The following is a 13,597-nucleotide window of genomic DNA, read 5'->3' as shown; positions in this document are numbered from 1 at the left end:
TGGAATTCCTTTCCTTAATCGTTATCCTGCTACGGCATTATCGTCTTTTCCAGCTCCTGCCAGACGGAGTCCGGCAAGGTTGAAAAAAGGTGTATAAAGCTCTGATGCGGTTCGGCGATCGCCTGCTGTAAAACGCACATCACGGCGGGGTGTTTTTCGATCTCCTCCGGTAACGTCAGGCGGTTCAGGGCGAGAAAATGGCGATCGTCACGGCGGTTAAGCCCGGTACAGGCCGTTCCCTGCCAGGCCTGTAACGCCTGTAACACGGCATTTTCCGGCAACAACGAGCTCACCCGCTGCCAGGCAAACAGAAGCGCCCAGATCTCCCTCACTTCACGCTGTGCACTCTCTACGGCCCAGTTTACCGGCCTGTTATCTGCGGAAGCCGAACCGGGCTGGCAGGCAATCTCACCCGACGTCCTCATATACAACCACTGGCTCACCGGCCAGACAGCGCCAGACATCTGTTCCGCCGGGAGCATCGCCTGTAGCAGTTCAAAACGCAGAGGTTCAAACAGCGGTATAAAGCCACCCTCAACGGGCTGCTGGCACCGTGCCGCCAGAGCAACGGCCAGTGATGCCGGAGGAAGTGTGCTACTTAGCCAGGCGCACAGGTAGCGTTTTTCGTGCAGTGCTTCGCTACGGGCATAGCGTTCTGCCCCGGCAAGCCAGGCAACATCACCCGGCTCGTCGGGAGATGCCAGCAAGACGAGCTGCGGGCAATGCGGTGGGGAATAGGCCAGATCGCTGCGCAGAACCGGAAAAATAGCGCGCTCGCCCAGTTCGTTACGTAATGTGGGCAGGGATAAAGGGTTGATCTCCGCAACGGCTTTCAGCGGATCGAGCAGTAAATAACGGTACTCACCCTGTTGCCGTTGCATTATTTCGTTCAGCGAACCGCTCATCTGATTGGATGTTGTCATTGGTTTATCCATTACCTGGCCTGCTCTACGCATTTTGCTTCCGGCGGCAGATCGGGCGGTGACGGCTCATAGCTGTGCGCTTTCAGCTGGTTCAGGCTGGCACACTTAATGTTAACCTCACCCGGCGTCAGGATCGTCACGCCAGAATTTTCAATGACCAGGGCGGTCTGACCGCATGCCAGCGTGATTTTTTTACTGGCCTGAATGTGTACTTCATCTTCTTTGCTGATGATTTTCATATCACGAAGAGAGGTCAGCGCCATGGCATCACCCTGCGCCTGAATGTCAACTTTCCCTCTGTTGGCATACATTTTTATCCCCAGGGTTTTAGCAAACAGGCTGATGATTTCACCCGCTGCCACGGTAAACTTTTTGAAAACGCTAAACTCACTGTTTTCCGCCGAGGTCTGGATAAAATTATTGCCGCTGCTGATTTGAATACTCTGCGGCGAGGCATGGACAATTCCGGCAGGGGCGCTGAGTAACAGAACGGACTGCTGAAGATCTTTAATCGAAGATTCCAGCAGCGCTTTCTGCTGCTGGATTTGTGCCAGTTCCGCCCGGGCGGTATCAACCGCCTGGCTCAGCGAGGTGCTCAGCCCCAGCGCCTGTTGCAGGCAATCCAGCGCGGGTCGCATCTCCAGTACCTTCCCCTGCGCCCGTGCTTGCCCATCGGCGCTGATGAAAATGCCTTTCTCCGCTCGAATGGCCCCGTACAGGCCGGTACGCAGTTCAAATCCCTGACCGCGCGGCAGCCTTTCACTGTCCACCAGGTGGCCCAGATTTAGCTGACTTTTGTCACCGTACTCCGTGCTGAGCTTGATATGCTCCTGCTTCCTTGTATCGTCGAGCCGGAGTTTGTTGTTGGCTGGCGTGCGCAGCACGTTACGTTTGTAATTACGAATGGTGACAGGATCGTTGTGTGCAGAGTCGTGGAGGGCGTGTGCGATATAAGGCCGATCGGGGTTGCCGTCCTCATAGGCAATAGCCACTTCGGTGCCAGCCAGAAGGGGGAGGTGCAGCCCGTATTCATCTCCCGCATACGGGCGGGCCTGGCGCACCCACAGACTTTCGAAACCCTGCTCCCAGACATCACGGTCGAACAGCATCTTTACCCGGTAACGCCCGAGTTTATCAATGTGGCCGTAAATATCATTTATCGCGGTACTGGTAACCCGCGCCGGTAAGGTGCCCGCCATTTTGGGTTTGCTAATCCGCGCCGGGCGGAAACAGTAATCCACCGAACAAGGAATGGCTTCAAATTCCACCTCATAGCTGCGATCCCGCCGGGCCAGACCGGTGATGCGTACAATAACGACATCTTTGATAAACGCCCCTGGCACATCACTGCCCGTCACCTTCAGTCTCACACCGGGTGCCAGTGTTACCGTATTGGCCAGTCCGGTTAAGCGGGTTTGCTGGTTCAGGTAGCGCTCGTGGCGCAAACGTGCATAGAAAACCCCACTTTCCGGCTCGGGACGATGCCCGGGGGTGCCGGGGATGAGATAATTCTCCGCGTAATGACAGGCTTCACCGTAGGTTGTGGCATCACCGCGAGTAACATCTGCCCTGCAGCTCATGTCGGTGATGGCCGTGCGATAGTTGTAATCATCGGTGCTGACTGATTTTTCCACCACCCGATGAATGCTGGACAGATCCCATACCGAATCTACACCGCTGTCATGCATCCCGGACGGGGGAACCACCCGCAACGTAATGGCCTGCGAATAATGCGATTGATGATCGTAAAACTCGACCACATCGATATTGAGCCGCTGGTCGGCAGTAAAGCGAAACCAGATCCCGACCTCTGCCAACAGGCGTGAGATGAACGTCAGATCATCTTCGCCATACTGCATCACCTGTTCGCGACGGGGATACTCATTAACCAGAGTGAAGACAAAGTCCTGTCCGCGCATTCCATGGCGCTCACGCAGGATTTTTTCCACAATGCCCGGTACCGAAATATCCTGATATATCGCGTTTTGATGGCTGTGTGACAGCAGGGCCAGACGGGGCTGTAAACAGATTTCGTAAAGGCTTTCGTCTCTGGAAGTGGACAGACGCTTAAAGCCGGTCACCTTACCTTGAATGACGCGAAGCGGCTGCTGGATTAATACGCCGTAAGCTTCATCAACCGGGGCCTGTAGGGTGAAAGAAGCCTGATGCAGCAGCATCGCGGCGGGAGTGATATCTTTGTCGCCGCTGGTGAACTGAATGTCATACCGATACGGTACGCTCAGTGACTCCTCAGCGGTAAAACCCAGTACATCCAGCGGAGCATTGCTGTTACGTACCGCTAATTTATGATGGCTGTGATCGAATAACAGCGCGGTGGATGGCTTGCCCATCTTTTCCCTCCATGAATTTCGGCATCATGCCGTGTCCTTTTGCCAGCGAGAAAAGGTTACGCCAGTTGCGTAACCTTTTAAAAGGGCTGTTTCACATTATCAGAAAACGAGGGTTAACTCTTCCCGCTCTCCCATCCTCCTCCCAGCGCCTGATACAGCCGCACCAGCGCCAGCGAAACGTTGGCGTCGCTTTTCACCAACGCCTGCTGCGAAGCCAGCAGCTCTTTTTGCATGGTCAGCACGTTGAGGAAGTCGGTGGCACCCGCCTCGTACTGCTTCGATGCCGCCGCCAGCGCGATGCGATCGTTTTCCACCAGGGTTGTCAGCTGACCGCACTGGCGCTGGTACGTGTCGTAATCCACCATCGCGTTACTCACTTCATGCCAGGCCTTGAGCACCGTGGACTGGAAGTGGATTGCCGCTTCCTGCTGCTGCGCTTTTTTCAGGGCCAGCTGGCCGCGCAGCCTTCCGCCCTCGAATATCGGCAGAGTCAGCGACGGACCGACGCTGTACAGGCGCGATCCCCAGTTCCCCAGCTGGCTGAACTGCATCGCCTGTAGCCCGATGTTGCCGGTCAGGGTAATGCTCGGATAGAAATCTGCGGTCGCCACGCCAACATCGGCGGTGGCCGCGTGCAGCTGCGCCTCGGCGGCGCGGATATCCGGCCGCCGCTGCGCCAGCTCGGACGGCAGCCCCACCGGCACTTCCGGCGGCGTCAGCGGTAGCGGTCGGCTTCCGGCCAGCCGCTCGGTTAATGCCCCCGGGTTCTCACCCAGCAGGAAACTCAGCGAATTCATCAGGTGCGCTTCCTGCTGTTCGAGGATCGGCAGGGTCGATTCCACCGAGGCGACCTGCGCCTGCGCCTGGGCCACCTCCAGCCGGGTGGCCACGCCGTCGGCCAGGCGGATGCCGGTCAGCTTCAGGCTGTGGCGTGCTCTCTCCAGGTTTTGCAGGCTGATATCGTGCTGAAGCTGTACGCTGCGCAGCTGGAAATAGTCGCTGACGGTCGCCGCCTGCACGGTTAACAGCACCGCACGGCGCTGTTCGTCGCTGACCTCCACGCGGGCGGCGGACGACTCTTTCTGGCGTCGCAGTCGGCCCCACATATCCAGCTCCCAGGCCGCACCAATGCCCGGCTGCCACACGCTCCAGGCCTTTTTACCAGCCAGCCCGGAGATATCCTGCAGCCCGTTCTGGCTGTTGCGGGCGCGCTGGTACGACGCCGTGGCATCAACCGACGGCAGGCTCTCTCCCGTCACTACCCGGTGCTCCGCCTGTGCCTGTAGCAGACGCGCGCCCGCCGCCTGCACATCGAGGTTGCTTCGCGCGGACTGTTCAACCAGCGCGGTCAGCGTGTCGTCATGGAAAATTTGCCACCACTGTGGCTGCAGTCCGCGTTCTACAATACGCCCCGACGCGTGACCCTGCGGCCACCCCTGCGGGCTGTTCACCGTCGGCGGCGTGAAATCCGGGCCGACCATGCAGCCGCTCAGCAGCAGAATACTGGTGGTTAAGGCGGCCAGTTTCATGATTTTTCTCCGGCTTTCGCGGTATGAATAGTGGCCTCCACCGCCATGCCCACCCGCAACTGCTCCGCCTGCCGCTGGCCGCCATCGAGTTCAATTTTGACCGGAATACGCTGCACCACCTTGGTAAAGTTGCCGGTGGCGTTATCCGGCGTAATCGCCGAGAACGTCACGCCGGTCGCCGGGGCGAAGCTGTTTACCACACCGTGCAGCAGGGCCCCGCCGAAGCTGTCGACGCGGATATCCACCCTCTGCCCAGGCCGCACGTGCTCAAGCTGGGTTTCCTGAAAATTCGCCACCACGTAGGCTTTATTTAGCGGCACAACCGCCAGCATCGGCGTGCCGGGCGTGACGTACACCCCCTCACGCACTACGCGCTGCCCGACCCATCCGGCAATCGGGGCCAGAATTTGGGTGTATGACAGATTTAGCCTGGCGCTATCCCGCACCGCCTGCGATCGCTGTAGCTCGCCCTGCGCCCGCTGGAACTCCGCCTGTAACACCACGGTTTTCGCCCGGGCGGCGTTGAGCGTGGCGGTATCGCGCGCCACGTTGGCCTGAGCGGTGTCGATCCGCGATCGCGCCAGCTGGGCATTTTGCTGGCTGCCCGCGCCGTGGGCGGCCAGATCGAGATAGCGCGCCAGCTCTGCTTTAGCAAAGACGTAACCGGCCCGGCTGGCGGCCAGCGTGGCATCAGCCTGGGCAATCATCGACTGCTGCTGCGCCAGGCTGGCGCTGGCATTAGCCACCGTGGCCTGCTGTACCACCACGCTGGCCTCTGCCGCGTTCAGTTCCGACAGCAGATCGCGGTCATCAACCTCGACCAGCAGCTGCCCCTGTTCCACATACTGATTGTCTTTTACCGCCACCCGCGCAATCTGCCCGGTGATGCGCGGCGTGACCACGGTGTAGTCGGCGCGGATAAAGGCATCGTTGGTTCGCTGATCGGCACGGTCGCTCAGCAGGCCGAACCCGATCCCCGCCGCCACGGCCAGCACGGCGGCTCCGGCCACAAGCGGTGCGTTTTTTTTAGTGAATTTAAATGAAGTCATGATCAAACCTTATGCATGAGAAGCGGCAAGCGGTCGCGGTGGATACACGCGGGTTGCCATTAATGGAATAAATAAAATCAGAATCGCGGTCAGCAGAGTCATCACCTGATAAACGTCGGCGGATGCCAGCACCACCGCCTGCACGTGGATCTGCTCCGCCAGCGTGGTCAGGTTTTCGCCCTCAGAGGGAGGGATCGACAGCGCCTGGCCGCTGTTGCCCCACTGATTGACCAGCGTGTTGGAGTGGAAATGCTCACGCGCGGTGGTCAGCCCTTCCAGTACGCCGGTACCCACCACCGCCGCCATGCCCTTCACGGTGTTAAACCACGCGGAGGCGAACGGCCCTTCGGCGGGCGGCAGGCCGTTGGTCGCCAGCAGCAGCAGCGGGATCACCGCCATCGGCTGCCCGAGGATCTGCAGCATTTGCAGGCCGTAGAAGTTGTCGCGTATCCAGTCGGAGGTCATCGCGCTGCCGAGGTAGCAGGTGACGCCGATCAGCCCCAGGCCGCAGGCCAGCACCCAGCGGCAGTCAACGCGGGTGAAATTGCACAGCGCCGACACCAGCGGCAGCGCCACCAGCTGGCCCAGCGCCACGTACAGCGCCAGCGGCACGGTTTGCAGCGGACGATAGCCCTGGATCTCGGCGAGATAGCCCGCCGGGATCCCCGGCACCGCCACCAGAACAACCAGCACGCCGCCGAGGGTAATCAGCGAAAAGGTTAAGTTACGCCGCGCCAGTTGCTGCACTTTGAAAAACGGCAGCGGATGGAACCATTCGTTGATCATAAACAGCGTCAGGGTGGTCAGCCCCAACAGCAGCATCCGGCAGATAAACGGTGAATCCAGCCAGCCCAGCCGCGTGCCCTGTTCCAGCACCACCACCAGCGAGGTAATGGCCGGGAGTCCGAGCAGCAGGCCAACCCAGTTGAACTGCGCGAAGCGTTCCAGCCGCAGCGGGTCCTGTGGAATACCCCAGGAAACGGCGGCCATCGCCAGCAGGCAGATCGGGATGATTTGCCAGAAAACCATTTGCCAGCCGGTGTACTCGGTCCACAGCGCCGCCAGCGGAATGCCCAGATTGGGTCCGAACGTTGCCGTCAGCGCATAGGCCCCCAGGCCGTACAGCTTGATCCCCGGCGGTAAAAAACGCAGCGCCGCGCTCATCAGCATCGGCGGCAGGCAGCCGCCAAACAGTCCCTGGATCGTGCGCAGCACGTAGAGGGTCTGCAGATTGGGTGCCAGCGGGCACAGCATTCCCGCCAGCATAAACACGGCGGTCACGCCGAGGGTAAAACGGCGCAGCGACAGCGTGGCCGAAAACCACGGAGCAAACGCCATCGCCGCCACCTGCGCGGATTCATACAGCGTGGTCAGCCAGCTGCCTTCATCGTGGCTGACCGACAGCACGCCGCGAACGTCGGTCATGGCGATATCCGTCACGTGCTCGTTTAATCCGGCCACCAGCGATGCCAGCAAAATGCCGGTCAGCCCTGTCATGATGCGCAGGTCAAACGCCGCCGCGGGCGGCGCAGCTTTGGGTTGCGCGAGTGTTTGCATAGTTCATCCTTTCCAGTCGTTCAGGCGCACAGTCTAGAAAGATGACGGAGGGACAGGAATTGCGATGTGTGCAGCCGAGGCGTGCGTCTGACGCACTGGTCAGATGCGCGCGAAGGCATTTATTTACCCGCGTGGGAACAGGAAGATGCGTGCTTTAACCCTGCCAAAGAAGGAAACAGCATGTTTAATACCATTTTGGTCGCACTGGACGGTTCACCACAGTCGGCGGCAGTGATTGAGCTGAGCCGTAAAGTCACCGCCGGGCACCCGGCAGCGATACACATTCTTTGCGTGGTGGACGGGGCGTATTTACTGCCCGAGGAGAACTATTTTTCCCTGGAGGAGCAGCACGCCACGGAGGCCAGCGACGGTCTGATTTACCCTCCCGCTGACCGTGAGTATCAGGCCGCGCAGGAAACGGTGAATCAGGCCGTTGGCAGCCTGCGCTGGGAGAATCGCAGGGTGAGTGGTCTGATTATCGGCGGCGAACCGACGCAGGTGATTATTCAGCAGGCGGCCAGGCTGAAGGTGGATCTGATCGTGATGGGGCACCGGCATTTGTCATCGCTGAAACGCTGGGTCGAACACTCCATCGTTAAGGAGGTGATCGACCTCGCGGCCTGTCCGGTGCTGGTGGAAAATGAGGAAACGGAGCAGTCGTGCTGAGGGGGTTTAGCCCCCGGCTGACTGAACGCAGAGTTGGTGAATAGTCCGCCGCAGCCACTGATGGGCGGGATCGTTCTGAAACCGTGGATGCCATGCCTGCACAATAGGAATGGCATCCAGCTCAAGGGGCAGCGAAAACCCCCGCGTTCTGATACCCATCTCCTGCACCGCGCGAACCACATGGCCCGGCAGCGGCAGGATCAGATCGGAGTTTCCCAGCGAAAACACCCCGGAATGGAAGGTCGGCACCACCAGCGAGATATGGCGCACCAGCCCCAGCTCCGCCAGACGTTTGTCTATCGGCCCGCGCGCGCGCCCACGGCGGGACACGCTGATCTGCTCGTAGCGGGCAAAGGATTCCGCGGTGATCTCGCTGGCGAATATCGGATGATCCTCGCGCGCCAGCCCCATGAAGTGCGTAGAAAACAGCGACTGCACGTGGATATCGTCGCCGAGCGGGCGCATGGCGCTGATATAGAGATCCACCTTGCCGTCGCGCAGGCTGTCTTCATCGCTGCCGCTTTCCGGGGTAAAGCGCAGGCCCACATTGCCCGCCTCCTGCCGCAGGCGGCTGAGCAGCACGCCGCCAAATGCGCTGATAAACACATCGTTGGCATGCAGCGTGAAAGTGCGCTCCAGCTGCGATAAATCCACCCCCGACTGCGGCTGTAGCAGGCGGATCGCCTCGCCCATCACCTGATGCACTTCTTCTCTGAGCGCCAGCGCCCGGGGGGTGGGCACCATTTTCCGGCCCGATTTAACCAGAATCGAGTCGCCCAGCTGATGCCGGATGCGGGTCAGCGTTCGGCTCATCGCCGGTGGGCTGAGGTTCATTCTGCGCGCCGCGCCAATGACCGAACCTTCATCCAGCAGGGCATCCAGCGCAATAATCAGATTTAAATCAGGAATTTTCATCGGTCAGGAAAAATTCTCCAGCACGGAGATAAACGAATGGCGATCGCCCTGCCCGGTCGTCAGCTTGACGCGGCTTTCGATATCGGCCAGATGATGTTCCATCAGCTGCTGCGCCTGCTGCAGATTTTTCTCTTTCAGAGCCTGAACAATCATCCGGTGATGATCCGCTCCACAATCGTCATGGCGATGATCCTCATACAGCGACATCACCAGCGACAGGCGGGCAACAATTTTCGCCAGCATTTCAGTCAGCACCGAATTGTGCGCAAGGTCCGCCAGCGCGATATGGAACTGCCCGGACTGCACGGCTCGCGATTTCTCATCACCGTGCTGATGAACCTGCTCTTCCTCATCGGCCAGTTTTTCCAGCGATTCCAGCTCGGCAGAGGTGACCCTTGCGGCCACCAGCTCAAGTAAAATACCTTCGAGCTTGCGGCGTGCCTCAAACAGACTGCGCGCTTCCTCAATACCCGGTTCGGCGACAAACGTGCCGCGATTGCGTTTGCGCTCCAGCAGGTGATCGCTCTCCAGCACGCCCAGCGCACCGCGAACTACGGTACGGCTGACGCCGAAGTGATCGGCGATCGCCTCTTCCAGAATTTTGCTGCCCGGTTTTAACGCACCCTCGCTGATGGCTTTCGCCAGCGTGATGCGGATCCGTTCAGAAACATCATCATGGCTGTCGGCGCTTTTATCGGCTGCCGCAGGACGGCCGCGCGGCTTTTTCATGTTTTCTCCCTTGTCACAGCGGAATTCAGACGGTTGCTTCACTATCTCTGTAATTAAATTCCTGCGCAACTTTTACCGTAAATCAATGCCCTGTGCGGCGCAGAGTGATCGAATATGGTCGGCGGATTGCTGAATAAAGCCTAAGGTCTGGCTGTAACCGTAGCTCTGATGCTGATAGCTGGGGTAGCCATAGTGCATACTTTCATAACTTTCCCAGTCGGCAGTCTCTCCGGCGGCAACTCGCTGCTCAAAGGCATCCAGCATGGCGAAATAGGCGTCCAGCTCCTGCTGATTCAGGTCCGGATGGCCCGCGCGCCAGAGCGGATCGTCGATCTGAATACACTGCCGTGGCCAGGCCTGGCGCGGCTTATCCTCGCACGACTGCGCGATCTCCAGCGACAGATTAATCTGCGGATTGACCTCGGCCAGCAGAACCAGTATCGGAGCAAAGTCCACAATCCCAGTACCGCAGGGGCGTGGCTGGAAGTCCAGTCCGCCCGGCGCTCGGCCAACGTAGGCATCCTTAATGTGGGTTTGCCGCACCCATGGCGCCAGCCTGCGTGCCGCCAGCAGCGGATGCTCGCCGCGCTGCAGCATGTTCGCCGTATCCAACACCACGCCAACGCAGTCCTCACCCACAGCGTCGATCAGCCGCAGGATCTCGAATGAGGTAATCTCATCGTGGGTTTCGATATTCATATGCACGCCGTGGGCCCGGGCAACCGGGGCCAGCGAACGCAGCACCTTTTCCGTTGCCAGCAGCTGATCTTCCCAGCTGACGTCGGTGCGGAAGCGGTCAACGGCAAAGCGCCCGCTAAACTGCGGTTTAAAATTCCCGGTAGAAACCCACAGTTCGCGGCAGCCAATCTCAGCGCCGGCCTCAATCATCCGGCCTAGTCCTGCAATAATATCGCCGCCACCTGCGGCACGCAGTTCAGGCATTTCCGCATTGCAGAACGGATTGATTTTCCCCAGCCCGGCTTCCAGGTAAAGATCCAGCTCGTCGGCCCTGCTGCGCAGTTCCCGCAGAGCGCCGCGATCCAACGTGGCGCTCATATCCAGCAGCGTACTGAAGAAGACCCCACCCAACCCCAGTGACTTCACATGCTCCAGACTGGCCAGCGCCCCGCGCTTTTTCACTTCCGGCAGTTTTAACCCATCGATACCTAATCTCATGACGCTTTCCTTATGATAGTGAGCAACGGCCAGAGACACTGCAAATCATGTGCCATGAAAGCGAACCACCACCCAACATGCTGATTTAAATCATCATTATTATAATTAACTTTTGTATTAACTTTGTTCGTAAGTTAATTATTTATTTAATTGTTCTCAGCGTTGCAGACTGAAACAGGCTTACAACCAAGATATCTATCTGATTAATATAACAAATTAGTCATAATGGATGAGTTTGACGGCTTTTTGCTTCCCCAGTTGATTGCTGACATTGCACACGGATGCACCAATATGAGGATGAGTTTGCACCAGCGCGGGTAGCTGAAATGCATAAAAACAGTATTAATTAAAGATTCAAATTCTTGCGAAACTTTATGCGAATTTATATTTTAAATTTATTTTCATTCAATTTCATTGCATTAGAAACAAAACCCATTCATCCGTTCAATCTGGCACATCGCTTGCTAACGTCTTAACACGTCATTCTTGGCTTTAATGAGCACCTTCAACCTGGGAAGCACTATGGCAGAAATCCAATCCATGTCCGTACGCAAGCGACTGAGCGTGCAGGGCCTGACTCACAGCTACGGCGGCAGCAATGCGATAAACGATATCTCCTTCATCATTGAACCCGGGGAAGTGGTTGCGCTGTTAGGGCCAAGCGGCTGTGGCAAATCAACGGTACTGCGTGCAATCGCCGGACTGATCCAGCCCAAGGCAGGCAAGATCGTACTGGGGGATGACAATCTCGCGTCGTTATCCGCCAGAGCGCGCGGCATAGGTATGGTTTTCCAGAACTACGCGCTGTTCCCACACCTGACCGTTGCGGAAAACATCGCCTACCCGCTGGCCTGTCAGCAGATTTCCCGCCCGGCGCGGAAAAAACGGGTTGAAGAGATGCTGGCGATGGTGCGCCTCGGTGAATTCGGCAATCGTCTGCCGCGTGAACTGTCCGGCGGGCAGCAGCAGCGAGTGGCGGTTGCTCGGGCTATTGCCGGTCGCCCTTCACTACTTCTGCTCGATGAACCGTTCGGCGCACTGGATCGCGCCCTGCGCTTTGATTTACAGGTGGAGCTGCTGCATCTGCAAAAAACGTTGGGTATTACCACACTGATCGTCACCCATGACCAGGAAGAGGCGCAAAGTCTGGCCAATCGCCTGGTGCTGATGAACAAAGGTCACGTTGAGCAGATTGATACGCCCATGGCCGTTTACGACCGGCCACGCTCGCTGTTTGTGAATACCTTTATTGGCCAGGCCAATCAGCTGCCTGCCACCGTGCTGCGTTTTGACAATGACACCACGCTGATTGGACTTGCGGACAATACCACGCTGCGTCTGCCGCGCCGCCTCAGCTTTACGCCCGGATCAAAAGTCACCCTGACCTGCCGCCCGGAGGAGGTCCTTCTGCTGCCTGAGCCCGGCGAGAACAGTCAGAAGGTGACGGTCGCCGTTTCCGTACCGCTCGGTCCGGTGCTGCTTCACGAACTGAAGCTGGACTGCGGCACCAGCCTGCGTGCCTCTGAAGTCCGCAGTCCCGGCACGCCGGTGCCGTTACCCGGCACGTCACTCTATGCCGACATTGATACCACACGCTGTCACGCCTTTCCGGCTGAACCGCAACCCTGAATGCTTAACCTGAGGTCAACACCATGAAAGATTTCCCAATCAGTCGTCGTCGGTTTGGTCAGCTACTGGCAGGCTCCGCCGCCGCCGCAATGTTACCTGTTTCACTGCGCGCGATGGCGGCCGATAAAGGCCGCGCGGTGGCAGCGACTTTCCCCGGTACCTGGGAGGATGCCTATCGCACCGTCCTGACGCCGATGCTGCAAAAAGAGGGCTACGGACTGACTATCGCCCCGGCGATGGCGCAGGATCAGCTGGCAAAAGTGATGGCCAGCCGGGGAAATCCCTCCTACGACGCCCTGCTGATGTCGCCGGGGCAGATGACCGTCGCGGTACAAAATAATCTGATCCAGAAAATCGATCCGACCCGCCTGAAAAACTGGCATCTGATCGCCCCCGATTTTCAGGGCGAGTACGGGCCAACGGTCACCGTGGAAGTGAACGGTATTGCCTATAACCCGGATCTGGTTCCGCGCCCGCGTGGCTATAAAGACCTGTTTGAAAACCCGGCTTACAAAGGGCTGGTGTCCTGGACCGGTTTTGCCTCCAACACGGCGGTGATGGCCTACACGGAAATCGCCAAACTCTACGGCAGCGGCCCGGAGGATATGAAAGCGGTGTTCGACCTGTTCCGCAAATACCCCGAGCAGCTGAAAAACGTTGTCGACAGCACCAACCATCAGATGACGCTGTTCCAGCAGGGCGAAATCGCGGTGTTTATGTGCAGTACCGGCAACGTGGCGCGCCTGAAAAGCCTGGGAATGAACGCCGAGTTTGTTCACCCGGAAAGTGGTTCCCCGGCAGCCCCGGTCAACATCCACCTTGCCAACGGCAGCCGCAATGCCGATGCGGTCTACGCCTATATGGATGCGGCTATTTCCCAGGCGGCGCAGGATCGGTTCAAGCTGCCTCCGGCCGAAATGTTCCCCACCAACAGCGAGGTCGCGCTGACGCCGGAGATTGCCGCCTATGTTACCCGCGAGCAGCTGAAAACGCTGGTCTATCCCGACTGGGACAGCATCAACAAAAATCGCGATCTCTGGATCCGCGAATTTGACACCCTTGTTGCAGGCTGA

11 protein-coding genes are annotated in these 13,597 nt (G+C 58.5%); 3 read left to right on the top strand and 8 right to left on the bottom strand.

Annotation, left to right across the window (positions count from 1 at the left end; all coding sequences use genetic code 11):
- Positions 1 to 29: 29 nt before the first annotated feature.
- From EC836_RS12235 to EC836_RS12215, 5 genes are all read right to left on the bottom strand, one after another.
- Positions 30 to 923 carry a hypothetical protein gene (locus EC836_RS12235; RefSeq protein WP_148050370.1) on the bottom strand — a complete coding sequence of 298 codons (894 nt, stop codon included), beginning with the start codon at positions 921 to 923 and terminating at the stop codon, positions 30 to 32.
- Positions 924 to 934: 11 nt separating this feature from the next.
- The gene (locus tag EC836_RS12230) at positions 935 to 3,274 is read right to left on the bottom strand and encodes a type VI secretion system Vgr family protein (RefSeq protein WP_123333428.1); all 2,340 of its coding nucleotides are present in this window, start codon (positions 3,272 to 3,274) and stop codon (positions 935 to 937) included.
- A 113-nt stretch (positions 3,275 to 3,387) separates the two neighbouring features.
- Positions 3,388 to 4,803, bottom strand: a complete 1,416-nt coding sequence (locus EC836_RS12225; protein WP_123333426.1) for an efflux transporter outer membrane subunit — start codon at positions 4,801 to 4,803, stop codon at positions 3,388 to 3,390.
- Entirely contained in the window at positions 4,800 to 5,852 is a 1,053-nt protein-coding gene (locus tag EC836_RS12220; protein ID WP_123333424.1) for an HlyD family secretion protein, read from the bottom strand. The genes EC836_RS12225 and EC836_RS12220 overlap by 4 nt, the downstream gene beginning before the upstream one ends.
- A 9-nt stretch (positions 5,853 to 5,861) precedes the next feature.
- A complete protein-coding gene (locus tag EC836_RS12215) occupies positions 5,862 to 7,409 on the bottom strand; it encodes an MFS transporter (protein WP_123333422.1) in 1,548 nt (515 codons plus the stop codon).
- A 180-nt stretch (positions 7,410 to 7,589) separates the two neighbouring features.
- Between EC836_RS12215 and EC836_RS12210 the strand changes: the two genes are divergently transcribed.
- Positions 7,590 to 8,075, top strand: coding sequence for a universal stress protein (locus EC836_RS12210; protein WP_123333930.1), 486 nt, complete (start codon positions 7,590 to 7,592; stop codon positions 8,073 to 8,075).
- Between the two features lie 6 nt (positions 8,076 to 8,081).
- Here the strand turns inward: EC836_RS12210 and EC836_RS12205 are convergent, their stop codons facing one another.
- The 3 genes from EC836_RS12205 to EC836_RS12195 all read right to left on the bottom strand — a co-directional run bounded on the left by EC836_RS12205 (position 8,082) and on the right by EC836_RS12195 (position 10,895).
- Positions 8,082 to 8,990: a LysR family transcriptional regulator gene (locus EC836_RS12205; RefSeq protein WP_123333420.1), complete on the bottom strand. Its 909-nt coding sequence runs from the start codon at positions 8,988 to 8,990 to the stop codon at positions 8,082 to 8,084.
- A gap of 3 nt (positions 8,991 to 8,993) precedes the next feature.
- Complete coding sequence (locus tag EC836_RS12200; RefSeq protein WP_123333418.1) at positions 8,994 to 9,719, bottom strand: GntR family transcriptional regulator; 726 nt, start codon at positions 9,717 to 9,719, stop codon at positions 8,994 to 8,996.
- A 72-nt stretch (positions 9,720 to 9,791) separates the two neighbouring features.
- Entirely contained in the window at positions 9,792 to 10,895 is a 1,104-nt protein-coding gene (locus EC836_RS12195; protein WP_123333416.1) for a sugar phosphate isomerase/epimerase, read from the bottom strand.
- Between the two features lie 522 nt (positions 10,896 to 11,417).
- On the opposite strand from EC836_RS12195, the gene EC836_RS12190 reads away from it, so the two are divergent.
- Together EC836_RS12190 and EC836_RS12185 are read left to right on the top strand one after the other, a co-directional pair.
- Complete coding sequence (locus EC836_RS12190) at positions 11,418 to 12,524, top strand: ABC transporter ATP-binding protein (RefSeq protein WP_123333414.1); 1,107 nt, start codon at positions 11,418 to 11,420, stop codon at positions 12,522 to 12,524.
- 23 nt (positions 12,525 to 12,547) lie between these two features.
- Positions 12,548 to 13,597, top strand: coding sequence for a PotD/PotF family extracellular solute-binding protein (locus EC836_RS12185; RefSeq protein ID WP_123333412.1), 1,050 nt, complete (start codon positions 12,548 to 12,550; stop codon positions 13,595 to 13,597).

The organism is Erwinia sp. JUb26 (genome assembly GCF_003751505.1).
Classification (GTDB): Bacteria; Pseudomonadota; Gammaproteobacteria; order Enterobacterales; family Enterobacteriaceae; genus Erwinia.
The sequence above is the reverse complement of the archived record's forward strand: the minus strand, read 5'-3'. Positions and strand labels throughout refer to the sequence as shown.